23 protein-coding genes and 1 pseudogene are annotated in these 24,161 nt (G+C 60.5%); 14 read left to right on the top strand and 10 right to left on the bottom strand.

Annotated features, from left to right (window positions below; genetic code table 11):
* Positions 1-47 precede the first annotated feature (47 nt).
* Entirely contained in the window at positions 48-554 is a 507-nt protein-coding gene (locus tag CCGE525_RS06385) for a hypothetical protein (RefSeq protein WP_120703554.1), read from the top strand.
* Between the two features lie 41 nt (positions 555-595).
* On the opposite strand, the gene CCGE525_RS06380 is transcribed toward CCGE525_RS06385, so the two are convergent.
* Complete coding sequence (locus tag CCGE525_RS06380; RefSeq protein WP_120703553.1) at positions 596-940, bottom strand: nuclear transport factor 2 family protein; 345 nt, start codon at positions 938-940, stop codon at positions 596-598.
* Positions 941-1,125: 185 nt separating this feature from the next.
* Here CCGE525_RS06380 and CCGE525_RS06375 point away from each other — a divergent pair, with 185 nt between their 5' ends.
* From CCGE525_RS06375 to CCGE525_RS06360, 4 genes are all read left to right on the top strand, one after another.
* A complete protein-coding gene (locus tag CCGE525_RS06375) occupies positions 1,126-1,938 on the top strand; it encodes a helix-turn-helix domain-containing protein (protein ID WP_120706290.1) in 813 nt (270 codons plus the stop codon).
* Positions 1,939-2,047: 109 nt separating this feature from the next.
* Complete coding sequence (locus tag CCGE525_RS06370) at positions 2,048-2,737, top strand: YbhB/YbcL family Raf kinase inhibitor-like protein (protein ID WP_120703552.1); 690 nt, start codon at positions 2,048-2,050, stop codon at positions 2,735-2,737.
* Positions 2,734-3,969: an MFS transporter gene (locus CCGE525_RS06365; RefSeq protein ID WP_120703551.1), complete on the top strand. Its 1,236-nt coding sequence runs from the start codon at positions 2,734-2,736 to the stop codon at positions 3,967-3,969. The genes CCGE525_RS06370 and CCGE525_RS06365 overlap by 4 nt, the downstream gene beginning before the upstream one ends.
* A 134-nt stretch (positions 3,970-4,103) precedes the next feature.
* Positions 4,104-4,760: a hypothetical protein gene (locus CCGE525_RS06360; RefSeq protein WP_120703550.1), complete on the top strand. Its 657-nt coding sequence runs from the start codon at positions 4,104-4,106 to the stop codon at positions 4,758-4,760.
* Between the two features lie 114 nt (positions 4,761-4,874).
* On the opposite strand, the gene CCGE525_RS39530 is transcribed toward CCGE525_RS06360, so the two are convergent.
* Positions 4,875-4,997 carry a hypothetical protein gene (locus CCGE525_RS39530; protein ID WP_281024645.1) on the bottom strand — a complete coding sequence of 41 codons (123 nt, stop codon included), beginning with the start codon at positions 4,995-4,997 and terminating at the stop codon, positions 4,875-4,877.
* A 73-nt stretch (positions 4,998-5,070) separates the two neighbouring features.
* Entirely contained in the window at positions 5,071-5,682 is a 612-nt protein-coding gene (locus CCGE525_RS06355) for a TetR/AcrR family transcriptional regulator (RefSeq protein ID WP_120703549.1), read from the bottom strand.
* A 119-nt stretch (positions 5,683-5,801) separates the two neighbouring features.
* On the opposite strand from CCGE525_RS06355, the gene CCGE525_RS06350 reads away from it, so the two are divergent.
* A complete protein-coding gene (locus CCGE525_RS06350; protein ID WP_120706289.1) occupies positions 5,802-6,485 on the top strand; it encodes a glutathione S-transferase N-terminal domain-containing protein in 684 nt (227 codons plus the stop codon).
* A 139-nt stretch (positions 6,486-6,624) separates the two neighbouring features.
* Here the strand turns inward: CCGE525_RS06350 and CCGE525_RS06345 are convergent, their stop codons facing one another.
* Positions 6,625-7,512, bottom strand: a complete 888-nt coding sequence (locus CCGE525_RS06345; RefSeq protein WP_120703548.1) for a branched-chain amino acid aminotransferase — start codon at positions 7,510-7,512, stop codon at positions 6,625-6,627.
* A 205-nt stretch (positions 7,513-7,717) separates the two neighbouring features.
* Here CCGE525_RS06345 and CCGE525_RS06340 point away from each other — a divergent pair, with 205 nt between their 5' ends.
* From CCGE525_RS06340 to zwf, 7 genes and pseudogenes are all read left to right on the top strand, one after another.
* Complete coding sequence (locus tag CCGE525_RS06340) at positions 7,718-8,758, top strand: zinc-dependent alcohol dehydrogenase family protein (RefSeq protein WP_120706288.1); 1,041 nt, start codon at positions 7,718-7,720, stop codon at positions 8,756-8,758.
* A 238-nt stretch (positions 8,759-8,996) separates the two neighbouring features.
* The gene (locus tag CCGE525_RS06335) at positions 8,997-9,380 is read left to right on the top strand and encodes a hypothetical protein (protein ID WP_120703547.1); all 384 of its coding nucleotides are present in this window, start codon (positions 8,997-8,999) and stop codon (positions 9,378-9,380) included.
* 158 nt (positions 9,381-9,538) lie between these two features.
* Positions 9,539-9,912, top strand: a pseudogene (locus CCGE525_RS06330) (FixH family protein).
* Positions 9,909-11,348, top strand: a complete 1,440-nt coding sequence (locus CCGE525_RS06325; RefSeq protein ID WP_245472100.1) for an efflux RND transporter periplasmic adaptor subunit — start codon at positions 9,909-9,911, stop codon at positions 11,346-11,348. The pseudogene CCGE525_RS06330 and the gene CCGE525_RS06325 overlap by 4 nt, the downstream one beginning before the upstream one ends.
* On the top strand, positions 11,345-14,515 hold the full coding sequence (locus CCGE525_RS06320) for an efflux RND transporter permease subunit (RefSeq protein ID WP_120703545.1): 3,171 nt from the start codon (positions 11,345-11,347) through the stop codon (positions 14,513-14,515). The genes CCGE525_RS06325 and CCGE525_RS06320 overlap by 4 nt, the downstream gene beginning before the upstream one ends.
* Positions 14,516-14,835: 320 nt before the next feature.
* Positions 14,836-15,606 (top strand): trans-aconitate 2-methyltransferase, encoded by a 771-nt coding sequence (tam, locus tag CCGE525_RS06315; RefSeq protein ID WP_120703544.1) that lies wholly within the window; start codon positions 14,836-14,838, stop codon positions 15,604-15,606.
* Between the two features lie 281 nt (positions 15,607-15,887).
* Positions 15,888-17,303: a glucose-6-phosphate dehydrogenase gene (gene zwf, locus CCGE525_RS06310; protein WP_245472099.1), complete on the top strand. Its 1,416-nt coding sequence runs from the start codon at positions 15,888-15,890 to the stop codon at positions 17,301-17,303.
* 27 nt (positions 17,304-17,330) lie between these two features.
* Here zwf and CCGE525_RS06305 read toward each other — a convergent pair whose 3' ends face one another.
* On the bottom strand, positions 17,331-18,689 hold the full coding sequence (locus CCGE525_RS06305; RefSeq protein ID WP_120703542.1) for a metallophosphoesterase family protein: 1,359 nt from the start codon (positions 18,687-18,689) through the stop codon (positions 17,331-17,333).
* Between the two features lie 247 nt (positions 18,690-18,936).
* Positions 18,937-19,332: a hypothetical protein gene (locus tag CCGE525_RS06300; protein WP_120703541.1), complete on the bottom strand. Its 396-nt coding sequence runs from the start codon at positions 19,330-19,332 to the stop codon at positions 18,937-18,939.
* Positions 19,333-19,560: 228 nt separating this feature from the next.
* Between CCGE525_RS06300 and CCGE525_RS06295 the strand changes: the two genes are divergently transcribed.
* Positions 19,561-21,090, top strand: a complete 1,530-nt coding sequence (locus CCGE525_RS06295; protein ID WP_120703540.1) for a helicase HerA-like C-terminal domain-containing protein — start codon at positions 19,561-19,563, stop codon at positions 21,088-21,090.
* 148 nt (positions 21,091-21,238) lie between these two features.
* Here the strand turns inward: CCGE525_RS06295 and CCGE525_RS06290 are convergent, their stop codons facing one another.
* The 4 genes from CCGE525_RS06290 to CCGE525_RS06275 form a co-directional block, all read right to left on the bottom strand.
* Positions 21,239-21,757 (bottom strand): GNAT family N-acetyltransferase, encoded by a 519-nt coding sequence (locus CCGE525_RS06290; protein ID WP_120703539.1) that lies wholly within the window; start codon positions 21,755-21,757, stop codon positions 21,239-21,241.
* 242 nt (positions 21,758-21,999) lie between these two features.
* Positions 22,000-22,776: a VOC family protein gene (locus CCGE525_RS06285; RefSeq protein ID WP_120703538.1), complete on the bottom strand. Its 777-nt coding sequence runs from the start codon at positions 22,774-22,776 to the stop codon at positions 22,000-22,002.
* A gap of 11 nt (positions 22,777-22,787) precedes the next feature.
* Positions 22,788-23,261 carry a DUF1579 domain-containing protein gene (locus CCGE525_RS06280; RefSeq protein WP_120703537.1) on the bottom strand — a complete coding sequence of 158 codons (474 nt, stop codon included), beginning with the start codon at positions 23,259-23,261 and terminating at the stop codon, positions 22,788-22,790.
* Positions 23,262-23,379: 118 nt separating this feature from the next.
* Positions 23,380-24,105 (bottom strand): DUF899 domain-containing protein, encoded by a 726-nt coding sequence (locus tag CCGE525_RS06275; RefSeq protein WP_120703536.1) that lies wholly within the window; start codon positions 24,103-24,105, stop codon positions 23,380-23,382.
* Positions 24,106-24,161: the final 56 nt, after the last annotated feature.

Raw genomic sequence — 24,161 nt, 5'->3', positions numbered from 1 at the left:
GCCTCCCAAGGCTACCTACTAGTCGATACACAATAAGGAAACCCATTATGCCTGCTCCTCTTTCCTTGCTCGGCGAAGCCCATACCGTCATCAGCGTCATCCCGATCGTTGCAGGGCTCTACAGCTTTGCGAAGCACGGCGGCATCCAGCCCGAGAAGCGATCGGGACAGATCTATCTTAGCGGATTGGCGCTGTCGGTCGTGACCTCCTTCGGACTTTCATCGACAGGCGGGTTCAATTCGGGACACGCGCTCGGCATCTTCGCTCTGCTGGTGGCATCAGCAGCAATCCTGGTGGGAAGAGTAAGCTTTCTCGGTCGGCTGCGGGCTTATCTGAAGGCGTTTGGCCTGTCCTTCACCTATTTCCTGCTATGGGTTCCCGGCATCAACGAAACGCTTTCGCGGCTGCCGCCGTCGCATCCGATCGGTAACGGTCCGGATTCGCCGCCGGTACAGATGGCCTTGCTCGCCTGGGTGATCCTGTTTGCCGCCGGGAGCCTCCTGCAAGCCTGGACGATCCACCGCAGTCATGCGCTATCCCGAGCACGGGCGTAACGCGCGCGAACGGGCCGGCTTTCGGGCTGGCCCACTGCTTCCTAGACATCGCGTCCGAAATAGACGTTTACCTCGGCAATCCTGTCGCCGGTAAAGCGGATCATTTCCATATTGCGAAAACTGCCGCCGTCCATCTTTTCGGCGCGGTAACCAACGATCACCTCATCGCGGTCCGGCACCAGATGTTCGATATGAATGGCGCGAAAAACCTTCTCCTTCGGCCAGCAATGTTTAAAATATTGATAGCGGTCGATGTGATCGTCACGCGGGCTGGAAAAGGTAAAATCGCTGGTCAGCATCGGGCCGACGACGTCAGGATGTTGCGCGACATAGGCGGCATATAGCCGCCGCACGGTGTCGCAGCGGGCAGTATCAAGAGTGCTCATGGGTGCATCTCCTCTTTATCCGGCGGCCGCTGGATATCGATTTAGTCGCCGGCAATCCGATTGCAAAATGCAATCAGTTTTATATCATGAGACGACGGAACCGACAAGGCGCTTTGCCGGCTTGGCATCGCTGGTGGAGTGGTCCAGACTATCCCTGTCGTGGACATCAGCAGAAAGCCGTGGTCATGCCCGAGGCTCAGCAAATACTGGAAAAGTTGCGCCGCCTGGCGGGAAAGGACAACCGCCCGGCCACAATGCCGGTTGGCGAAAAAAACTATTCCACGCTTTTCACTTTCGTTACCCGGCAGCGCGAGCGTATCGCCGGCTCGACCTTTTCCCAGGTCTCGATCGTCGTTCTCGTGGAGGGCTTCAAGGATGTGCTGAGCATGGGGCGCCATCTGCGCTTTCCGGCCGGCACGGTGCTGGTATTGCCCGCCGGCTGGCGCGGCGATGTCGTGAACGATCCCGATCCGCAGAGCGGCGTCTATCGCGCCATCTTCATAAGCTTCCCCAACGAGTTGGTGCGCCGCGCTCTCCGGGCCTTTCCATCAGGGCGCGTGGCATCGCAGATCAACCTGCCGCTCGATCCGGTGCTCGCCGCCGCTATCCACCATGCCGGCGAAGGTATCGCGTCCGCCGAATTACCGACGGCACTGATCGAGCATCGCCTGATGGAGGTGTTGATGGTGCTCGGTATACGCGGCGCCCTGCCCGCTTCGCCAGAAACAACGGCCGAGGCCGTGCGCGCGCTGGTGCGATGGCAACCGGACCGCGCCTGGACTGCCGACCTCATCGCTGCCGAACTCGGCACCAGCAACGCAACGCTGCGACGACGTCTGTCGCAGGAAGGCTCGTCGCTGCGTGCCGTAATGGCAAGCGAACGCGTGGCCCTGGCAACCACGCTGCTCACCGAAGATGGGCTGTCGCTGCGCGAGGCAGCACTTGCCACCGGCTATCGCTCACCCCGGCGCTTTGCCGAACGACTGCGCAACACTTGAGCGTTTTCGGACGAATTTTGAGCGTTTGTGCACGCCGAAGTGCCAAGACGATCTGTTAGACCCTGCCCAATAGGAGCTCGAAAAGGCTGAAACACGAAAGGGCAAGACCATGCGAAACATCACCCATCTCCTCAGCGCAATCGCCGCCGCAACACTTACAGCCAGCGGACCGGCCTTCGCCGCTGATCTCAAGGTCGCGTTCGAAAAGAGCGATGGCCGCATGTTGTTGCCGGAAAACGCGTCTTGTATCGCCACAGCGAATGGCAAGTCGGCACCTGGGCCGAACAAGAGCCCCGCCCTGTCGTGGTCAAAGGGACCGAAGGACACGCGCTCCTACGCGTTGACGATGGTCGATCCTGATGTGCCGACCGATTTCTCATTGTTCAACAAGAATGACAAGACCATCCCCAAGACCTTCAAGCGGATGGAATTTGTGCATTGGGTGCTCGCCGATATCCCGGCTTCGCTGACCAAACTTCCGGAGGGCGCCGATGGCGATGGTCCTCCGGAGGCCGGATTGCCGCTCGAACGCACGGCCCACGGCAAGCGGGGTCAGAATGGCGCAGGCGGTGGCTCCTTGAGCAATGGGCCGCATGGGGGCTATATGGGTGCCTGCCCGCCCTGGAACGATGAGCGGGTCCACAGCTATCACGTTACCGTCTATGCGCTCGATGTAGACCGCCTCAATCTTCCCGATCTCTTCACGCGCGCCGATCTCATTGCCGCGATGAAGGGACACATCCTTGCGTCGGGCAGCCAGGAATTATTTTATACGTTGAATGCAAAGGCCAAGAGATGACTGTTCAGACAAGATGGGATGCGGCCGCCCCGGCTGAACCGGAAACCGCTTATTGGATGCGGAATCTGATCATCTGCCTCATCGGCTCCTTCACGACCATCGTGGCGATGACGCTGCTGCTTCCCTTCCTGCCGCTCTACGTCGAGGAACTTGGCGTCACCGACAAGGCGGCGATCGTGCAATGGTCCGGCATCGCCTATGGCGCCACCTTCTTTGCCGCCGCTTTCGTCGCGCCCCTCTGGGGGCGGCTTGGCGATATCTACGGCCGCAAGCTGATGCTGGTGCGCGCAAGCCTCGGCATGACGGTGGCGATCTCCTTGATGGGAATGGCCGGTAGCGTTTGGCAATTGGTGGCGCTGCGCCTGTTTACCGGGCTTGCCGGCGGTTATGCCTCGGGTTCGATGGTGCTGGTGGCGACCCAGACGCCGAAACATCGCTCTGCCTGGGCGCTCGGAGTATTGTCCTCCGGGATCATGGCCGGCAATCTGGTCGGACCTTTGATCGGCGGCGCATTACCGCCCGTCATCGGCATCCGCGGCACCTTCCTGCTCGCCGGCGGCGTGATCTTCTTCACATTCCTGGCGACAACCTTCCTGATCAAGGAAGAGAAATCGCCGGCGCGAAAGAAGGCTGCGAAAGCGCGTGGCAGTTGGGCCTCCATATCAGACAAACGGCCTGCCATCGCCATGTTGACAATCGGTCTGCTGCTGATGCTCGCCAATATGTCGATCGAGCCGATCATCACCGTCTATGTCGCCCAGTTCGTCGACGGCGCGCATGTCACGATGATTTCGGGCGTGGTGATGGCTGCGGCGGCACTCGGCAGCATCCTCTCGGCCTCATGGCTCGGCAAGCTTGCCGATCGCATTGGCCATTGGACGGTGATCACGGTGGCGCTCGCGGCCGCCGCGCTGTTGTTGATCCCGCAAGCCTTCGTCACCTCGGCCTGGCAACTGATTGGACTGCGCTTCCTGATGGGCATCGCGCTCGGCGGGCTGCTGCCCTGCATCACCGCCGTCATCCGCCTCAGCGTACCGGACGCGGCGGCCGGCGGCATCCTCGGTCTTTCGATCTCCTCGCAATATGTCGGTCAGGTGGCCGGCCCCGTCATGGGCGGCTTCGTCGGCGGCCATATCGGCATGCGCGCCGTGTTCCTCGGAACCTGCGTGCTGCTGGCGATCGGCGCCATCTATTGCTGGTGGTTCAGACCGAAGGAAAAGACGGCCCCATAGGGGCCTAGCCACATACTTAAACGCGGAATCAGGTAGTGACTCCATATTGCAGCGGCTGGTGCGAATATCAGATACAGAACTGTCACCTCAATGAGGAAGTTTTATGAAACCTGTCGTGGAATTTCAGGGGTCAAATGGGCATTACTCCGAACGGCATCGATCACAATCGCATAATTGCGCTTGTCGCAAAGAAGCGTCTGGGCGAATTAGGTCTCTTACGGAAAGGAAGGTCGCGCACTTGGTATAAGGATAATGGCTGGTGGATATCACTTGTCGAATTTCAGCCAAGCAATTGGGATCGAGGCACCTATTTGAACGTAGGTGTGACTTGGCTATGGAATCCGAAGGCCTATTTCTCGTTCGACCAGGGCGGTCGCCTCGAACCCTTTGCGAAAGCTGAGAATGAAGACTTGTTTTTCGAAGAGGTCGAAAGACTGGCCGTTGTAGCCGCTGCTGAAATAAATTATTTTCGGCAGCAGTTTTGCTCGATTGAAGCAGTCGCTGCTCATCTCACACGACTGGAAAAGATCAGCATCTGGGACCATTTTCACGCAGGCATAAGCGCTGGCCTCGTGGGAGATGAGAGCCTTTCGTGTTCAGAGTTTGAAAAAGTGATATCTGCACCCGCTCATGCCCCGTGGGTGTATAAGTTACAATCAAAAGCCGAAGGCTTTTCAAAAGCAGCAATGTCCCCAGAGCGTTTTCATAGCCTAATTCGAAGCGAGATCGGGAGTGCACGGAGCCTTTTAAAGCTTCCGAGAATCGCAGATCCGTTTGCGCCTCCGCTTTAAAGATCAGGCACTAAATCGGACTTCTGCGACCGCTTTTTACTGCGACAACAATTCCACATTTAAGGGAGTGGCTGGCCATAAGGTCCGGACGCTCAAATCACTTCCGACGTCACGTCACCACGTCAGTCCGAACAACATCGAATAGATGACGAACCCTGTCGCGGCGATAACACAGAGCTGCAAGAACAGTCTGTAGTAGTCGAAAAGATAGACAGAAGGGGGAAGCGAAATTTTCATGGCGGCCTCCTCGATAGCTTTGCCGGCCCGCCTCATTTTACCACAAATGCTATTTTCGCATCGCCTAAATTAATTATGTCCGACCGCAGATAAGATCGACGCCGGAGCGCGCGAGCGCTTCCAGCGTTTCGCGCGTATCGCCTGCACGAGCCCGTACGGCGAGCGAATGCATGACCGCGGAAGCAAGTCTCGCGAGGGTCGCCGGATCAGCATCCGTCGGGAGTTCGCCCCGCTTCACCGCAAGCTCCATGCGTTCCTTGATTGCATCGTCGAACTCATTCAGGCTGCGGCCTAAAACCTCCCGCACGCGGGCATGCTGAATGGCCTCTGCCGTAGCGGTGCTGATCAGAAAGCAGCCGCGCGCGGCGGTCTCGCCATGCAGGTATATTTTCAAAGCCTCGGCATAGACACGCGCCAGATTTTCACGAAGCGGTAAAGCGGGATCGAGAGCCTCCGACAGCACATCGAGGCTGTCTTCTCGATAGCCTTCCAAGGCATCCAGGTAGAGCTCTTCCTTGTCGCCGAATGCGCCGTAGAGGCTCGGCCGATTCAGCTTTGTCGCAGCGCTCAGCGTATCGAGCGAAGCCGCGGAAAATCCCTTGTCCCAAAAAACCTCCCGCGCCTGCCCGATCACCGTCCTGGCATCGAAGGCGCGTGGACGACCCTGCTTTTTCTCGCTCTTCATATTTTATACCGTTTCGCATAAAAACCTTGACCAACTGAATTTTATGCGGAATGGTACAAATGTTCAACGAATATTCGCGCGATGCTTCGTGCCCGCGCCGAGAGAAGGAGGAAAAACTGATGAAACTCTATATGCACGCCGCCGCATGCTCCTTGTCACCGCATATTGTTTGTCGGGAATTGGGGCTCGATATCGAACTGGTCGAAGTCGATCGGAAGACGCATCGGACGAGTTCAGGCGACGATTACCTTGCCATCAACGGCAACGGCTATGTGCCGGCATTGATGCTGGATGACGGCCGCATATTGACCGAGGGGCCGGCGATCGTTCAGTTTCTTGCGGAATGCACGCCAGAAGGCGAACGCCTGCTGCCGAAGGCCGGAACCTACGCCCGCAGCCAGGTGCAATCCTATCTGAACTTCATCACGGCCGAACTGCACAAGCCGATGGCGATGCTGTTCAACGCCGCTTATGAAGGTGCCCATCCCGGCATCCATGAGCTGGTGTCCAAACGACTGGATTGGCTGAATGGCCGGTTTGCCGGCGCTTATCTGACCGGCAACGACTTCACGATCGCCGACGCCTATCTCTTCGTGTGTCTGAACTGGTCGCCCTGGATCAAGATCGACCTTAGCCGCTGGCCAGCGTTACATGGGTTCATGGCTCGCGTCGGTGCAAGACCGAAAGTCCGCCAGGCGCTCCAGGAAGAGGACCTTGAAGCCTTCGAAGCCGATGGCATCTTCTTCGCGCCGCATTCCTACATCGCTTCGGCTGGTCGTTCCGGAACGCCGGTGCGGCCATAAAGTCCTCATGGAATTTCCGGGGCAGAGCTTAGCCGGCCCTGCCCTTTTTATTGCCGCACTACGCTTCGCTTTGGCTCAGCGCGTTCGTCGCTGCAATCGATTCACTGGATCGATTGCTCGGGCGAGGCGCGACCACTCCTCACTCCTCGCTGGCGCTTCGGCCGTAAGCCCAATCCATGTAGAGCTCGAGCGCCTTGCGAGCGATCGGGCCCCGCTGGAATTCGCGGCTATCGAGGCGGTTGACCGAAACGACCTTGGAGTAATTGCCGGTGGTGAAGATCTCGTCGGCGGCCATGAATTGTTCGACGGAGAGTGTCTCCTCGCGCACATCGAACCCTGCCCGGCGCAACAGGCCCATGACACGGGCACGGGTGATGCCTGCGAGAAAGGTGCGGTTGGCGACCGGCGTGTAGACGACGCCGTCCTTCACCATGAAGACATTGGAGGAAGCGGTCTCGACGACATTGCCGTTCATGTCGCGCACCAGCGCATTGTCGAAGCCGCGCTTCTTCGCCTCCACGATCATGCGGCCGCTGTTCGGATAAAGCGAACCGGTTTTGGCGTCGGTCATGGCAGTTTCCGGCGAAGGGCGCCGGAAGGGCGAGACCGTGAGTGTCACGCCGCCATGACCACCGAGCGCCGCCTCGAACAGGCAGAGCGCGAAACGGGTCGATTCCACATCGACGGCGACGACGCTGCCCGGCGAGCCATGCTCGCCCCAATACATCGGTTTGATGTAGATCGGGGTCTTGCCGTCGAATTTCTTCACGCCTTCCCAGGCCAGCGCCTCGATCTCCTCGGCCATCTTGAGCGGCTTCAGACCCATGGCGACCGCGGAGCGGTTGATGCGCTGGCAATGGAGGTCGAGATCGGGCGCAATGCCGTCGAACCAGCGCGCACCATCGAATACCGTCGAACCGAGCCACATGGCATGCGAGGTCGGGCCGATCAGCGGCGGATTGCCGGAGAGCCATTCTCCATCGACATAGGTCCAGGTTGCGGTGCGGGGGGATGTATCGACGGCCATGATGAGTTCCTCCTAAAAGCGGGAAGAAAATGCCTGCGCAACTTGGGGGTCAAGCGGAAATTACGGTCCAAAATCCATTCGCAACAAAGCGCCGGAAGCCGCATTCCCGGCGCAATTTTCATGCGCCGAAACAATAGCTTGACGAATGGGTGAATCAGGAAAAATGATAGGTCATGCCAACCGCGGCAGGATAGGCGAGATTCCCATGAAAGCTATGTATTATGAGGCCTTCGAGGCCGCGCCCGATATTCGCACGCTCCCCGACCCCACGCCAAACGAGGACGGCGTCGTGATCGCCATTGGCGCAACCGGGCTTTGCCGCAGCGATTGGCATGGCTGGATGGGCCATGACCCCGATATCAAGCTTCCGCATGTGCCCGGCCATGAGCTGGCCGGCAAGGTAGTGGCGACGGGCCGGGGCGTGGTTCGCTTCAAGGTCGGCGATCGCGTCACTGTGCCGTTCGTTTCCGGCTGCGGCCATTGCGCCGAATGCCATTCCGGCAATCAGCAGGTCTGCCCGAACCAGTTCCAGCCCGGTTTCACCCATTGGGGCTCCTTCGCCGAATATGTGGCGATCGACTATGCAGACACCAATCTGGTGCATTTGCCGGAGACAATCGATGATGCGACGGCGGCGAGCCTCGGCTGCCGTTTTGCGACTTCGTTTCGCGCGGTTGCCGACCAGGCTAGAACGCGGCCGGGCGAATGGATCGCAGTGCACGGCTGCGGCGGCGTCGGCCTATCCGCCATCATGATCGCCAGTGCGCTCGGCGCGAACGCCATCGGCATCGACATTTCCGACGAGAAGCTAGCTTTCGCGCGCGAATGTGGCGCGGTCGCGACGATCAACGCCGCCAGCGTCGCCGATGTCGCTGAGGCCGTGCGCGAGATCACCAAGGGTGGTGCGCATGTGTCGATCGATGCGCTCGGCCATCCCGTCACCTGCTTCAATTCGATCAAAAATCTCCGCCGCCGCGGCAGGCATGTGCAAGTCGGCTTGATGCTCGGCGAATATGCCGCGCCACAGATCCCGATGGCGCAGGTGATCGGGCATGAGCTGGAGATCTACGGCAGCCACGGCATGCAGGCCTGGCGTTACGACGCCATGCTGGACATGCTCGCCGCCGGCAAGATCGCCCCGCAAAAGCTGATCGGCCGTAAAATCAGCCTCGAAGAAGCGGTGCCGGCGCTGATGGTGCTGGACAAGGCGGAAGGCACCGGAATCAGCGTGATTACACGATTTTAGGCACCCTTTCCCCTCCTGAAGAGGTAGGCGCCCCGTCCGCCTGGATCGGGCGCGACTCTGATCCCTCGAGGTTGTGCTCGGCATCGTTTCTCCGTGTCACTCTCTAGCGGAAATTCAAATTCAATGAGTTCGCTTGAGGCCGGGTCGCCGAGAGCATTCATCTCGCCCGAACTATCCGTCACAACACATCTTCGTGAGCCCGCTTCCAATGCCGGAAACGACATGCCAGTATAATTGCATGACCCTCCTGCGGACCCTCCATCGTCTGTTCCTGCTCGTCGCCATGCTCGCGGTCGTTATTGGCCCGGTAAGCATTGGGCTGGCGAGCAGCGCCATGGCCGCCTCGGGTCATGTGGCAATGGACGGAATGAGCAGCGACATGTCCGGCATGAACATGGCCGAGGACATGTCCTGCTGTCTGCAGACGCAGCCCGTCAAGTCGGACTACGCCAAAGGCTGCGCGCTGGCGCTTGTCTGCACGACCTCCATCTCCGCTCATGCGTCCGATCATCACGGCTGGTCGTTCGCGCTGTCCTGGCTGTCTCACCGCTACGATCTGTTTCCGGCATCGCAGTTGACATCGACCTTGATCGAACCGCCGGCCCGACCTCCGAAAGCCTGATCTCAATTCATTTTTGAAACATGCCCACGGCTCGCGCCGGACGCCTAAGTGCGTCCGCTCGGATCCGATGGCCATCAATTTTGACCCGTGGACGCGATCGAGAATCCGTCCCGATGAGATCGGAAATCATGAACAAGACATATCTTCCTGGAGGAGCGATGCTCCTCGCCGGTATCCTAGTCGCCGGCTCCGCCACCGTCACCTTCGCAGCCGCGCAGGATTACGAGTTCCAGGCCGTCGACTCCAACGTCAAGCAGGGCCAGGGATCGCCGGTCATCGTCCGCCTGGTCGACAAGCGGACGGGCAAGCCCGTTGCCGACGCGGTCATCTTCACCACCCGAATGGACATGGCCCCGAGGGCATGGAGATGATGACGACGCCTGTCGAGGCGGCAACCTCGACGGAACCCGGCGTCTACGCCTTCAAGACCGACTTCGCGATGGCCGGCAGCTGGCGTTTCAAGCTCGCCGCCAAGGTCCAGGGCGAACCTGACACTGTCCAGGGCGAACTCGTCCTGAAGGCCGCCCCTTGAGCACCCCATCACGCGTGGCAGTCACGCTCTCCCTCGCCGTATTGCTCGGCGGGGGAGGCTATTGGGCTGGCACCAACAACCTGGCCTCCGTTTTAGGCCTCAACCTTGCCGAGACGGCAATGGCCACACCGGCTGCCCCGGGGGCTGTCCCCATGGGCGCAATCATCTACTATCGTCATCCGGACGGCCTTCCACAGTTCTCCGCGACACCGAAGAACACCGACGACGGCCAGCCGTTCGTCGCCGTGCATGCCAGCGAAGAGGTGAGCTTCGACAACAAGGCGAAGGCGCCCGCCGTCACGGCGTCCGCGGATGCGGGACCTGAGGCCGCGCCGTCGAAGGGGCGAATTCTCTACTATCGCAATCCCATGGGCCTGCCGGACACCTCCAAGGTGCCGAAGAAGGATGCCATGGGCATGGACTACATCCCGGTCTACGAGGGCGAGCAGTCCGACGCCTCCACCGTCAAGGTCCCGCTCGGCAAGCTGCAGCGGACCGGCGTGAAGACGGCCGTGGCGGAGATGGCCAGCATCAGCCGCAAGGTGCGGGTGCCGGGCACAGTGGCGCTCGACGAGCGCCTTGTCAGCATCATCTCGATGCGGACGGATTCTTTCGTCGACGACGTCGCCAGCGTCACGACGGGTGATCATATCGGCAAGGGCGAGAAGCTCTTTCGCTTCTATTCCAGGGAAGTGGCCACCGCAGCTTCGGAATACGCCGCCGGGCGCGACGGTTCGAGGGGCAACGACGACGCCGGCTCGGCGCTGCGCCTGAAGAACCTCGGCGTCCCGCAGGAAGTCATCGACGGCATCGCCCGGACCCGGCAGGTGCCGACGAGCATTAGCTACACCGCCCCGCGCGACGGCGTCGTCCTAGAACGTTTGGCGACGGCGGGCATGATGGCGAAGCCCGGTGACATCCTGTTCCGCATCGCGGACATTTCCAACATGTGGGTGATTGCCGACGTTCCCGAATACGACCTTGCCTCCGTCGGTATTGGAGCGAAGGCGGATATTACCATCCGTAGCCTTCCCGGCAGGGCCTTCCACGGCACCGTCGACCTCGTCTATCCTGAGGTGAACACGCAGACGCGGACGACAAAGGTCCGCATCGAACTCCCCAACCCGGACGGCGTGCTGCGCGCCAACATGTATGCCGACGTCGATATCGAGGCTGGCGCTCCCAGTCCGGTCGTCTCGGTTCCCAACAGCGCCGTCGTCGACACCGGCGACCGGCAGGTCGTGTTCATCGACAAGGGCGACGGACGCTTCGAACCGAAGAACGTCAAGCTCGGCGTCCGCGGCGACGGCAGTACGGAAATCAGGCAGGGCGTCGCCGCCGGCGACAAGGTGGTCATCTCCGCCAACTTCCTACTCGACGCCGAAAGCAACCTGAACTCGGCGCTCAGCGCCATGACCGAGGAGGCCAAGCCATGATCTCCCGCATCATCTCCTGGTCCGCCCACAATCTCGTGCTGATCTTCCTCGGTGCGGCGCTCGCCGTGGCGGGCGGCGTCTACGCGCTGCGCTCGCTTCCGCTCGACGCCATTCCCGACCTCTCCGACGTGCAGGTGATTGTCTACACGGAATATCCCGGCCAGGCCCCGCAGGTGGTCGAGGATCAGGTCACCTATCCACTGACGACGTCGATGCTGACGGTGCCAAAGTCGAAGGTCGTGCGTGGCTTCTCCTTCTTCGGCGTCTCCTTCGTCTACGTCATCTTTGACGACGGCACCGATCCCTACTGGGCGCGCAGCCGTGTCCTCGAATACCTGAATGCAGCGTCGAGCCGCCTGCCGCAGGGCGTCACACCGACGCTAGGGCCCGACGCGACGGGCGTCGGCTGGGTCTACGAATACGCGCTCGTCGCCAAGGAGTTGTCGCTTGCCGAACTGCGTTCGCTGCAGGACTGGGTGGTGCGCTTCGGCGTCTCCAAATCGGAGGGCGTCGCCGAGGTCGCGAGCGTCGGCGGCTTCGTCAAGCAGTACTCCATCGTCGTCGATCCCGCCCGGCTAAAGGCGCAGGGCGTCTCGCTCTCTGATGTCGCCAATGCGGTGCGCGCCAGCAACACCGACGTCGGCGGCCGCACCCTCGAGCTCTCCGAATTCGAATTCATGGTGCGCGGCCGCGGCTACCTGAAAGGTATCCCCGACATCGAGAACATCGTGCTGAAGAGCCAGAACGGCGTGCCGCTGCGCCTCGGCGACGTCGCCAAGGTGGAACTCGTCCCGGACGAAAGGCGCGGCATTACCGAGCTCAATGGCGAAGGCGAAGTAGCCGGTGGTATTGTGCTGCAGCGCTTCGGAGCAAACGCGCTCACGGTGATCGACAACGCCAAGCAGAGCATGGAATCGATCAAGGGCAGCCTGCCGGCTGGCACGCAGATCGTGCCCGTTTATGACCGCTCGACCCTGATCGAAGCTGCGATAGAGACCCTGAAGGGAACGCTGGTCGAAGAATCCATCGTGGTTGCGTTGGTGACGATCGCCTTCCTCCTGCACGTGCGCAGCGCTCTCGTCGCTATCGTCATGTTGCCGGTCGGCATCCTGATCGCGTTCATCGCCATGCGGCTGCTCGGCCTCGGCGCGAACATCATGAGCCTCGGCGGCATCGCCATCGCCATCGGCGCGATGATCGACGCGGCGATCGTTATGATCGAGAATGCCCACAAGCATCTCGAACGCGCTCCGCCGGACAAGCCGCGGGTGGAAATCCTCGTAGAGGCGGCGAGCGAGGTCGGTCCGGCGCTGTTCTTCAGCCTGCTGATCATCACCGTGTCGTTCCTGCCGATCTTCACGCTGGAATCGCAGGAGGGACGGCTGTTCGGCCCGCTCGCCTTCACGAAGACGTTCTCGATGGCCGCCGCCGCGCTCCTCTCGGTGACGCTGGTCCCCGCACTGATGGTCCTGTTCGTCCGCGGACATATCGTGCCCGAACAGAAGAACCCGGTGAACCGCATCCTCATATGGCTCTATCGGCCAATCATCTCCGGGGTGCTGAAGGTGAAGTCGCTGACCATTGTGGCGGCGCTGGCCATTCTCGCGGCAACCGTCTGGCCGGCGCAGCATATCGGCAGCGAATTCATGCCCAATCTCGACGAGGGCACGCTGATGTACATGCCGACCACACTGCCCGGCATATCCGTCACCAAGGCGGCCGATCTGATGCAGACGCAGGACCGTATCATCAAGTCCTTCCCCGAGGTCGAAAGCGTGTTCGGCAAGGCGGGACGGGCGCTGACGGCCACCGACCCGGCTCCGACCGAAATGTTCGAGACGATCATCACCCTGAAGCCGAAGTCCGAATGGCGGCCGGGCGTCACTGTCGACAGCCTGAAACAGGAGATGGATGCGGCGCTGCAGTTCCCCGGCGTGTCGAACGCCTGGACCATGCCAATCCGCGGCCGCATCGACATGTTGTCCACCGGGATCAGGACGCCTGTCGGCGTCAAGGTCTACGGCACCGATCTCGGCGAAATGGAGAACATCAGCCGGCAGATCGAATCAGTACTGAAGACCATACCCGGAACGTCGAGCGCCTACGCGGAACGGGTGATCGGCGGCTACTATCTCGACATTGTCCCAGACCGGACCGCGCTCGGACGCTACGGACTGACCATGAACGATGTGCAGGACGTCATCGGCATGGCGCTCGGTTCCGAAGTCGTGACGTCGACCGTCGAGGGCCGCGAGCGCTACGGCGTGGCGGTTCGCTATCCAAGAGCCTTCCGCAGCGATCCGCAGGCGATCGCCCGAGACGTACAGATATCGTTACCCGGCGGCGGAACTGTTCCGCTCGGCGAGGTGGCCGACGTCAAGCTGACCCGTGGCGCGACGACGATCCGTACTGAGAACGGCCAGCTCGCCGTCTATGTTTATGTCGACATAGCCAACCGCGATCTCGGCGGCTATGTCGCCGAGGCCCAGCAGGCGGTTGCGAAAAGCGTGAAGCTGCCGCCCGGCTACTCAGTCGTCTGGAGTGGCCAGTTCGAATATCTCCAACGCGCCGAGGCACGGCTCGCCATCGTCGTCCCCCTGACGCTGGCGCTGATCTTCCTGCTGCTCTACCTGAACTTCAAGGCGCTGACCGAGACGATGATCGTCATGCTGTCGCTTCCCTTTGCCCTCGTCGGCGGTATCTGGCTGATGTGGTGGATGGGCTTCAACGCCTCCGTGGCGGTGGCCGTCGGCTTCATCGCCCTCGCCGGTGTCGCGGCGGAAACCGGGGTGATCATGCTGATCTACCTCGACCACGCAATGAAGGAGCAGTGCGAGGCATGCAAAAAGGAAGGCCGTTCCTTCTCGAAGCTGGATCTCAACCGGGCCATCATGGTCGGCGCAGTTGAGCGCGTCCGGCCGAAGATGATGACGGTCGTCGCCATCATGGCCGGTCTCGTGCCGATCCTCTGGAGGACAGGTACGGGATCGGAGATCATGCAGCGCATCGCGGTGCCGATGATCGGCGGCATGGTATCGTCGACATTGCTGACGCTGATCGTCATCCCGGCGGTCTACGGGCTTGTGAAGGGATGGGCACTGCCGACGTCGTCCTCGGAAAGCCGGTCTGTCGAGATAGACGAGCGCAGCCTTGAAGCCGCCGAATGAAAGGAGGATGCGATGATGAACGATATGATGGGCGGCGGCATGATGTGGGGCATGGGCCTTGCGGGCCTCCTCGGAATCATCCTCGTCGTCCTGGCGATCGCGGCACTTATCAAGTATCTGTTCTACCGCTGACGTTTTCGCCCGCGTCGTGGATCGACGATCCGCATCGCGGGCGCGCTCGCTCGTCCGCCTTCGGCCGGGCCATTTGCCGCACGGGAGCGAGAACTTCACCTCTGGCGGTCTCGCCCTCGAAATGCTCAAAATCGACAAGGTCCGGCTCCACCGGATGGAATATGCAATCTGATGAAGAGGATAGGATCATGGCGTGGTCTGCCGGCCAATATGTGAAATTCGAAGATGAACGCACGCGCCCGGCGCGCGATCTTCTGGCGCAAGTGCCGCTGGAGCGCATCGACCGTGCCGTCGATCTCGGCTGCGGGCCCGGCAATTCGACCGAACTGATTGTGGAGCGCTACGGGGCGTCCGGCGTCTTCGGCCTCGATAGCGATGAGAACATGCTGGAGGCCGCCAGCAAGCGCATGCCCGGCACAGAATTCGTCAAGGCCGATCTTGCCACCTGGCAACCGGAAGAACCTGTTGACCTGCTTTTCGCCAACGCCGTCTTCCAATGGTTGCCTGATCATCTCGACATTTTCGAGCGGCTGATGGACGGCCTCAAGCCAGGCGGCGTGCTCGCCATCCAGATGCCGGACAATCTGACCGAGCTCAGCCACTTGATGATGGAGGAAACCGCGAAAAACGGCCCCTGGAGTGAGGCTTTCGCGAAGAAGAGCGTACGCCGCAATCCCCTGCCCTCGCCATCGGTCTATTACAACCGGCTGATCGGAAAATCCGCGCGCGTCGAACTCTGGCACACCAACTACAATCACCCGCTGGAAAATGCCGCGGCCATCGTCGAATGGGTCAAGGGCACGGGCCTGCGTCCCTATCTCGATCATGCTGGCGCGGAACACCGTGACGCCTTCACGGCCGACTATCTCGCACGCATCGAAAAGGCCTATCCGCCACTGGTGGACGGCAAAGTCTTGTTGCGGTTTCCGCGGCTGTTCATGATCGCTGTGAAGAAGTAGGCTTCCATTGGCAATTACGCCGCGGTGACGCCCGCCAATGGGACCGAGCCTCGGAGCGCAGCCTCTTTAGAAAAGCGATTCCGGTTTTCTCGATCTTGGGTTAGAACATCCTCGCCCAAGCACGAACGCAACCGGCTGAAGGAGAAGATGCATGTCGTCCAGAAACCTGATCTCCCTATTCCAGACGGAGGTGCATTCATGACCGGCTTCACCGTTCCCCCGCTCCGCCGCTGACGCTCGTCATCTTCGGTGCAACCGGCGACCTGACGCGCCGGCTGCTGATGCCGACGCTGATCAACATGACCAAGGCCGGCATGTTGGGCGACGATCTGCATGTGCTCGGTGTCAGCATCGAACCCGGCGGCGACGAGTTCCTGGTCGAGCGTCTTGACACCTTCCTCGCCGCGAACGGAATGGAGCAAGCGCAGCAGAGCGACGCTTGGCAGAGGTTGAAGACGCGCATCTCGTATATCTCCGGCGACTTCACCCAGGGCGCGATCTATCAGGAAATCAGCAGGCGGCTGCAGCAAGCGCCGAGCGCCAATGCCGCTTTCTATTTTGCCGTGCAGCCGCGCTTTTTCGGCGACATTACCAGCCGCCTTGCCGAGCATGGGCTTCTTGACGAAACCGCCGGCGTCTTCCGGCGCATCGCCATCGAGAAGCCGTTCGGTCATGACCTCGCTTCCGCGCAGATGTTGAACGCGACGCTTCTGCACAGCGCGGAGGAGAGCCAAGTCTATCGCATCGACCATTTCCTCGGCAAGGAAACGGTGCAGAACATCATGACGACGCGCTTTGCCAACATGATGATCGAAGCCCTTTGGAACAACAACTATGTCGACCATGTGCAGATCACAGCGGCGGAATTTGTGGACGTCGGTACGCGCGGCAAGTTCTACGACGCGACGGGTGCTTTGCGCGATATGGTGCCGAACCATCTGTTCCAGCTTCTTGCGATGGTGGCCATGGAACCGCCGAACAGCTTCGACGCAGAATCCGTCCGCAACGAAAAGGGTAAGGTGCTAAAGGCGCTGCGCCACTATTCGCGAGACGAGGCTGCGAAAAACGCGGTGCGCGGCGCCTATACCGCGGGCCCGCTCGACGGCAAAGACCTACCGGCCTACACAGAGACGCCGGATGTCGCGCCAGACAGCAATACCGAAACCTACGTGGCGCTGAAACTTTTCGTCGACACCTGGCGCTGGGCAGGCGTGCCCTTCTATCTGCGAACGGGCAAGGCATTGAGGGCGCGTGATACTGAAGTCGTCATCACCTTCAGGCAGGTGCCTTTCGCGCAATTTCCCCGCGCACCCTCGCGACCGGACCTGCCGCCGAACAAGCTGATCATTCAGGTGCAGCCGAACGAAGGGCTGCAGATGGGAATCTCCATCAAATCGCCGGGCTTGGTACTGAAGACCGCGCCGATCGAGCTTGACTTCCGCTATGCCGATCATTTCGACATCGGTCATCAGACGGGCTATGAATCGCTGCTCTACGAACTCTTCCTTGGCGACCAGACCCTGTTCCAGCGCGCCGACAGCATCGAGGCCGGCTGGGCGGCCGTGCAGCCTTTTCTCGATCTCTTTGCCGACGGCGCCAAACCCGATCCCTATGCGCCGGGCAGCATGGGACCGGCCTGTGCGGACGAGCTTATCGGGCGCGACGGCCGCGTCTGGCATAAGATTGGAGACGATTGAGGCGTAAAGGGGAAGGCGACGCGGCGCCTATCCTGCGGCAATCGCGACCTCCAACCCCTCGCCCATGAACGCGCGGTCTTCCGTGCCGCGCTGACCATGGCCGACGCTCCATCGCGCCGGCCAGACCAGGCCATTGAAGCCGGTCGCGGAGGCGCCGTCGAACGACGTCCATCGACTATCGCCGTGCATGCGGTAAAGTATCCCGCCTGGTCCCATGCCGGCGTGCAGGGCGATATCGACATCGAAGGACTGGCCGGGGACAAAATCAGGCCCGAACCAGTAATGCGGGCTGCGGCCGGGTTCGCGACCGAGGATCAAGGTCAGGGTTTGCCGCGGACCGCGCAGACCGAGCCAGAGCGGTGCGATGGCATCGGGATTGAACGCGGAGAAGAGTGTTTGGGCGGCCGGGTGTGCCGTCTCCGGCATGAGGCCCTGCATCCGCAATTCGATGATACGATCACTGTTCACCGGACCGATAAAACCGGCCAGATGCATCCCGGGCGACAGGGTTTGCCAACTCTCGGGATCGGCCGACTTGAAAGGCCATTGCAATCGTTCACGGACAGCACCGTCCGTATCCAGAACCTGATAGCGAAAACCGTCAGCGTCGAGCGCCGCCTGGATGCAATGAAGATACTCCACGCCTTCCGGCATTCTATGCGCCGTGCCCGCGCCAGCAGTGCAAAGCTGCAGGACGCCACGGTGAACCTGGACATCGAAGGCGAGAATATGGCTGCAGACATAGGCCAAAACGTCTGCCTCGACCAGAATATCCCAAAATCGCTTTGCGCAATCCGGGCCAATCTCCCGCTGATACGGTCCGGAAAATCCATTGATGGGGAAAACCGGATGGTGGCCGAGGACGATCTTATGACGCGCATCGCCATGTTTTTTCAGTGTCGCCTCCAGCCACTCGGTCTCGACATGGCCCTCGCCCCCGAGACCGGTCCATAGTGTATGGACGAAGACCAGAAGGAGATCACCGCGGCGCACCCAGTAAGACAGCCCTTCCTGGCCCGGCGGCCCGTTTTCCGGAAGCTGGAGGACCTCGCGAAAGACCTGCTCGCTCATCTCGTCATAGGCGGTGTGGTTGCCGGTCGTATGCCAAAGCAGCGTCTGTTCACGATCGAGCCACCCCATTTCATGTGCGAACCAATGCCGCCACTGCGCCCTCAAAGCCTCCGGATCGGCGGTCAGGCCGATGATTTCGTCGCCTGGAAACAGGATGAATTCCGGCGGCGGATCAAGCCGGCGCAACACAGCGTTGACCGCGGCAAAGGTTTTCTCGTGCAGCGCGCCCGGGACACCCGAACAGGAATCGGCGTAGATCACGAACTGGTGCCCGGGCCCGTTCGGTAAAAGAGAAGGAATGGCGTTTGCGGACATAGGGCTGGCCTGTGAGAAACGAAACACCTTCGCCCCGCAGTACGGGGAGAAGGTGGGGCGGAGACATTGAGCGACGCGAAATGTCGACGACTCGGATAAGGGGCTTTCTCCGGTCCAGCTGCAAGCGTGGAAGACGCCGTTCCATCGTCTCGAAGACCGCCAGGCTCATCCACCGTTGCCGAGCCTACGTGCCTGGCCCCCTCACCCTAGCCCTCCCCCCGCAAGCGGGGAGAGGGGATGAAATGGATTACAGGAACTGGCTCAATCCCGGCACGGAATTGACGACCTGATCGACCACTTCATCGCCGGCATGCTCGCGGGCGGTCGCAATGGTTTCCTTGGCGAGCGAGGAAATTTCGCCCATGCTGAGGCCACTGCTCATTAGGGATTGGCCGAGCCCCATGAGGCCGCCACCGGCGCCAACGGCATTGAGGAGGCCGCCGAGCAGGCCGCCGCCGGACGTTTCTTCACCGTTGTATTGCGCCACCAGATCGGAAGCGCCGGGGATGGATTCGATCATCTTGGTGACCGGACCATCGGGGGCCTCGCGTTGAAGGAAACCAAGCATCATGCCAACGGCTTTCTCCGCGATATCGGGGGAAATGCCGGCTTTCGTTGCGATCTGATCAATAATCTCGTTCATTCTGGCCTCCTGCCTGTTACTTATAACGTGAACGTCAACGTAATTGAATGCGCCCACCGACTCGAGCCGGACCGGGTTGCAGCCCACTCTACCGGAAGCATCACCATGAAGCGAACGGTTGTCCCCATTCAAGTCTCTTCTTATAACAGCGTCAGGACAAATCAATGAACGGGCCGTGGCAGCCTTCTGAAGGCTGCTGTGCCGCCGCCCAAAGGGAGACGACACCTCATGCCGCAGCAAGACGGACAGATTTTCGTCGGCGCCAGCCGCAATCCGGACGACAGCGTCAACAAGGACGAATATCTGACCCTGAAATTCGGCAATCGCCACGGTCTTGTCACCGGGGCGACAGGCACCGGCAAGACGGTGACGCTGCAGGTGCTGGCGGAGGGTTTTTCCAAAGCCGGCGTTCCGGTCTTCTGTGCCGACATCAAGGGCGACCTCTCCGGCGTTGCCGCCAAGGGCGAGCCCAAGGATTTCCTTTTGAAGCGCGCGGAGGAAATCGGCCTCTCCCCTTACGAGTTCGAGCTATTCCCCGTGATCTTCTGGGATCTCTATGGCGAAAAAGGCCATCGCGTGCGCACCACCATTGCCGAGATGGGACCGCTGCTGCTGGCACGGCTGATGGACGCATCAGAGGCGCAGGAAGGCGTACTCAACATCGCCTTCAAGATCGCCGATGAAAATGGTCTGGCGCTGCTCGACCTCAAGGATCTCCAGGCGCTGCTGAACTACATGGGCGACAATGCTAGCGAGCTTTCTAGCCAATTCGGCCTGATCTCGAAGTCGTCCGTCGGTTCGATCCAGCGGGCGTTGCTGGTGCTGGAACAACAGGGGGCGGAAAATTTCTTCGGCGAGCCGGCGCTGAAAATTTCCGACATCATGCGCGTGAGCAATGACGGTTACGGACAGATCTCGGTGCTCGCTGCCGACAAGCTGATGATGAACCCGCGCCTCTACGCCACTTTCCTGTTGTGGCTGCTGTCCGAACTCTTCGAGGAGCTGCCGGAGGTCGGCGACCCCGAAAAGCCGAAGCTGGTGTTCTTCTTCGACGAGGCGCACCTGCTCTTCAACGAGGCGCCGAAAGTGCTGATCGAGCGCGTCGAGCAGGTCGTGCGCCTGATCCGCTCCAAGGGTGTCGGCGTTTATTTCGTGACGCAAAACCCGCTCGATGTGCCGGAAACGATGCTTGCCCAGCTTGGCAACCGCGTCCAGCATGCGTTGTGCGCCTATTCGCCGCGCGAACAAAAGGCAGTGCAGACGGCCGCCGAAACCTTCCGACCCAATCCTGCCTTCAATTGCGCCGAGGTCATCACGACGCTCGGCACCGGCGAAGCGCTGGTCTCCATGCTTGAAGGCAAGGGCGCGCCCTCGATCGTCGAGCGTACCTTGATCCGCCCGCCGTCCGGCCGCATCGGGCCGGTAACCGACACAGAACGGCAAGCCGTCATCAATGCCAGCCCGGTCGCCGGCCTCTATGACGAGACGGTCGATCGCGAATCCGCCTTCGAAATCCTCACCGCCCGCGCCCGCAAGGCCGGCGAGCAGGATGCCGCCAAACAGGACAGCGGGAGCGCCGGTGGTCGCTGGACACTTCCAGGCTTCGGTGGCGACAATGACAAGCCGGCAAGCCGCGACCGTTCCGGCTACCAGCGTGAGACGATCTTGGAAGCGGCGATGAAGAGCATGGCGCGCACGGTCGCAACACAGGTCGGGCGCGCGCTGGTCCGGGGGATTATGGGAAGCTTGAAGCGGTAAAGGGGCTCCCTCCCCTTCAAAGCCAATCGTCTGCTCAAATTTTGAATACTAACTTTCGCAATTCAACCGCACAGGTTGAATTGCCGCGACAGAAGTTCTCTGCATTTCATTGAGGCTGCTTTCGCGAAAGTAAGCACGGCGCCATAAGCTAGGCTGATCCGCTGTCAAACCGCCCGATCAAATCCAATGTCATCACGAGGTCGGTCTGCAAGTCCTCGCCAACCAAAAACGTTGTCATGCCCGTTGCGGCAAATCCAACCCGTTTGTAGAACGCCAGGGCCCGCACGTTTCGTTCGAATACAGTGAGCTCCAAGCGCGTAACACCACGCTGCCCGGACTCGCCGACAACCGCCTCGAGGAGATCGTTGGCCAATCCGCTTCCCCTCCATTCGGCATCCACATAAATCCGGTTCAGAAACGCGGAGCCTCCAGCGGATGGGCCCACAACGACGTGGGCATATCCGACAATCAGATCATCGGCCATCGCGAGAAAAACGGCGGCCGAGGGATCGGCGATCTCCGCCTGCTGACGGCTCGTGTTGAAATTCTTGCAGATATAGGAATCAAGATCGGACGCTGCCGTGTCGTTGCCGTAGGTCTCGCGGAATAGTCTCGCCGCGAAACCCGATAAGGCTTCGGCATCCGATCGGCGCGCGCGTCTGATCATTAATGAACCCGGCAAACCACGCTCTGTCACAGCATCACCCCGTCAATGCTGAGAGGATTGATCTGCAGAATGCCCTACGACGATATTTTCAGCAAGGATAACGCCCGCAGCGTCCCATCACGAGCGGGCTTGACACCATTGCGTACCCGGATTCCACAGTGGAGTCGGAGGCTGGCCCTCGGGGGAGAGGGCCGAACCGAAGATCTGGAGTGAGATTGCCTGCGGCAATCTCACTCGAGTTGCTATCTGACCGGAGCAACGAGTGAGAAGAACGCGCCTTGCGGATCGGTGCACTGGACGATCCAGCTGCCGCCGGGGACTTCCATCGGGCCGTTGACGACCTTTCCGCCGGCTTCGTTGACCCGACCGACGGCGGCGTCGATAGCGGGAACATTGAAATAGAAGTTCCAGGCCGCCATCGGCATTTCCGCGGGCTTGGTCATGATGCCGCCGAAGTCGCGGTCGCCGATCTTGAAGATCTTGTATGTGCCCATCGGACCCATGTCGAAGTCGGAACTCGATTCCCACCCGAACATATCACGATAGAAATCGAAGGCCTTCGGGCCGTCGCCGGCATATAGCTCGTGCCAACCTATATAGCCGGGAGCATTGGGTTCCGACGGCTGCCAGTCCTCGCCGGGCAACGGCGTGAAGATGCAGAAGGCAGCACCATAGGGATCGGCGACGACGGCGAAACGGCCGACACCGGGAATATCCCCTGGCTCGCGATAGACCCTGCCACCCTTTGCAGCGATCGTCTTGGCGGCCTCATCGACATTGGGCACGCTGATATAGCCGGTCCAGCAGGGCGGCGTACCCATGGCCTTGGCTTCTTCCGGCAGGATCATCATCCCGGCGATCGGGCCTGCACCCGCGCTGAACAACGTATACGCCATTTGGATGTCCGGCATGCCGGCATCCTTGGCATCCCAGCCGACAACCTTGCGGTAGAAGGCCTCTCCCGCGGCCATGTCGGTGGTCATGAGTTCGTACCATACAAAATATCCCTTCGCAGCCATTGTAGCTCTCCCTAGTGCTTGCGGCGGTAATTGGCGATCATGAACTCTTTCCAGCTTCCGTCTGGCTGGCGGACGCTGGAGGAAAAGACGCGTTCATTGTCATTGATGAATGTGATGGCTTCACGATAGCTGGCCGATTGGCCTTCGTGCTCAAAATCCGGCCCAGACGTGTCGAGCAGCAGCGTGCGGCCGGTCTGATCGAGAGTGCCTTCATAGATCCACATATGGTTCATCATGCTCCCGATCCAGGTGCCGATATATTTGCCCTTGTCGGGATCATAGCCGAGCGTCAGCAGCGTCGCGGCCGCACCGCCGCCGGGCATCGTGCCCTCACCTTCGCATAAAAACCAAAGGCCATGCAGCGCGCGGACAGTTTCTGTCCAGACACCGTGATCAATCCTGCCGTCCGGGTCGGCGGCATTGACCTCCCATCTGCCGAGCAGTCTTTGCAGGAATGCGTGTTCTTCCGTCAGTTCTGCCTTCATCGCGTCCCTCCTCTGCGATTGGCCGAGCCCTATGCCCCGTAGCGTTCTAAACACCTACTTCGGGTCTTTGTTCCAGGCGATTTTCCGCGGAGAGTCGTGCGGCTTAGGCGCCCAGCGGTCAATGACAGGAGGATTGCGCTTTCGGGACTTCTTCATATTCATCGTGGCGACGAACAAAATCCATGGTGCTCCCTTCATTGCGGCCCTTCGGCGCATTGTCGAGGATCATCAGCGTGCCGATCATCTCCTCGCCACCGCGGGCATAGCTGGAATAGGTGTGGAAGATACTGCCGGCTTCATCCTTGTAGAAGGCGCTGAGTCCGGGGAGCTCGTCGTTGCCGTTCTTGGCATCCATGGCACTGAAATTATAGAACACCGTTTCGCCGGCAAGCTGCTCTTCGGTGAAGGAGACGTGATAGTCGAAATTGAAATCGTTTGCGAAAGACGACACCCAGGGGAACTTCCAGCCCATGCGTTTCTTGTAGGCCTCGATCTTCTCGATCGGCGCGCGGGCAACCGCAATGAGGGTGACGTCGTGATGATTGAGATGCGGCAGCGCGCCATCGAAATGATCGGCGAGGAACGAGCAGCCGGGACATCCGGCCTCCCACTTCGGACCGAGCATGAAGTGATACACGATCAATTGACTGCGGTCGTCGAAGAGGTCGGCAAGCGATTTCCGGCCCGTGGGCGTGTCGAAAACATAATCCTTATCGACTTTGACCCAGGGCAGCACCAAGCGTTCGGCATTGACACGGTCGCGCAGATGCGTCGCTTCCTTCTCCTTGGCAAGCAGTTCGCGGCGGGCCTCCAGCCACACCTCACGTGAGACGATTTGGTTCATTGCCCGCGCCCTCCTCCGGCGTCTGCTTTTTCACCAATCTTGACAAATATATTGAT

The organism is Rhizobium jaguaris (assembly GCF_003627755.1).
Classification (GTDB): Bacteria; Pseudomonadota; Alphaproteobacteria; order Rhizobiales; family Rhizobiaceae; genus Rhizobium; species Rhizobium jaguaris.
Note: the sequence above shows the minus strand (reverse complement) of the source record. Positions and strands in the feature narration are given on the sequence as shown.

Bases quoted from the DNA above. Each gene is read 5' to 3' on its own strand.
- CCGE525_RS06385 (WP_120703554.1), top strand. From the start codon at position 48: ATGCCTGCTCCTCTTTCCTTGCTCGGCGAAGCCCATACCGTCATCAGC.
- CCGE525_RS06380 (WP_120703553.1), bottom strand. From the start codon at position 940: ATGAGCACTCTTGATACTGCCCGCTGCGACACCGTGCGGCGGCTATAT.
- CCGE525_RS06375 (WP_120706290.1), top strand. From the start codon at position 1,126: ATGCCCGAGGCTCAGCAAATACTGGAAAAGTTGCGCCGCCTGGCGGGA.
- CCGE525_RS06370 (WP_120703552.1), top strand. From the start codon at position 2,048: ATGCGAAACATCACCCATCTCCTCAGCGCAATCGCCGCCGCAACACTT.
- CCGE525_RS06365 (WP_120703551.1), top strand. From the start codon at position 2,734: ATGACTGTTCAGACAAGATGGGATGCGGCCGCCCCGGCTGAACCGGAA.
- CCGE525_RS06360 (WP_120703550.1), top strand. From the start codon at position 4,104: ATGGGCATTACTCCGAACGGCATCGATCACAATCGCATAATTGCGCTT.
- CCGE525_RS39530 (WP_281024645.1), bottom strand. From the start codon at position 4,997: ATGAAAATTTCGCTTCCCCCTTCTGTCTATCTTTTCGACTACTACAGA.
- CCGE525_RS06355 (WP_120703549.1), bottom strand. From the start codon at position 5,682: ATGAAGAGCGAGAAAAAGCAGGGTCGTCCACGCGCCTTCGATGCCAGG.
- CCGE525_RS06350 (WP_120706289.1), top strand. From the start codon at position 5,802: ATGAAACTCTATATGCACGCCGCCGCATGCTCCTTGTCACCGCATATT.
- CCGE525_RS06345 (WP_120703548.1), bottom strand. From the start codon at position 7,512: ATGGCCGTCGATACATCCCCCCGCACCGCAACCTGGACCTATGTCGAT.
- CCGE525_RS06340 (WP_120706288.1), top strand. From the start codon at position 7,718: ATGAAAGCTATGTATTATGAGGCCTTCGAGGCCGCGCCCGATATTCGC.
- CCGE525_RS06335 (WP_120703547.1), top strand. From the start codon at position 8,997: ATGACCCTCCTGCGGACCCTCCATCGTCTGTTCCTGCTCGTCGCCATG.
- CCGE525_RS06320 (WP_120703545.1), top strand. From the start codon at position 11,345: ATGATCTCCCGCATCATCTCCTGGTCCGCCCACAATCTCGTGCTGATC.
- tam (WP_120703544.1), top strand. From the start codon at position 14,836: ATGGCGTGGTCTGCCGGCCAATATGTGAAATTCGAAGATGAACGCACG.
- zwf (WP_245472099.1), top strand. From the start codon at position 15,888: ATGCCGACGCTGATCAACATGACCAAGGCCGGCATGTTGGGCGACGAT.
- CCGE525_RS06305 (WP_120703542.1), bottom strand. From the start codon at position 18,689: ATGTCCGCAAACGCCATTCCTTCTCTTTTACCGAACGGGCCCGGGCAC.
- CCGE525_RS06300 (WP_120703541.1), bottom strand. From the start codon at position 19,332: ATGAACGAGATTATTGATCAGATCGCAACGAAAGCCGGCATTTCCCCC.
- CCGE525_RS06295 (WP_120703540.1), top strand. From the start codon at position 19,561: ATGCCGCAGCAAGACGGACAGATTTTCGTCGGCGCCAGCCGCAATCCG.
- CCGE525_RS06290 (WP_120703539.1), bottom strand. From the start codon at position 21,757: ATGATCAGACGCGCGCGCCGATCGGATGCCGAAGCCTTATCGGGTTTC.
- CCGE525_RS06285 (WP_120703538.1), bottom strand. From the start codon at position 22,776: ATGGCTGCGAAGGGATATTTTGTATGGTACGAACTCATGACCACCGAC.
- CCGE525_RS06280 (WP_120703537.1), bottom strand. From the start codon at position 23,261: ATGAAGGCAGAACTGACGGAAGAACACGCATTCCTGCAAAGACTGCTC.
- CCGE525_RS06275 (WP_120703536.1), bottom strand. From the start codon at position 24,105: ATGAACCAAATCGTCTCACGTGAGGTGTGGCTGGAGGCCCGCCGCGAA.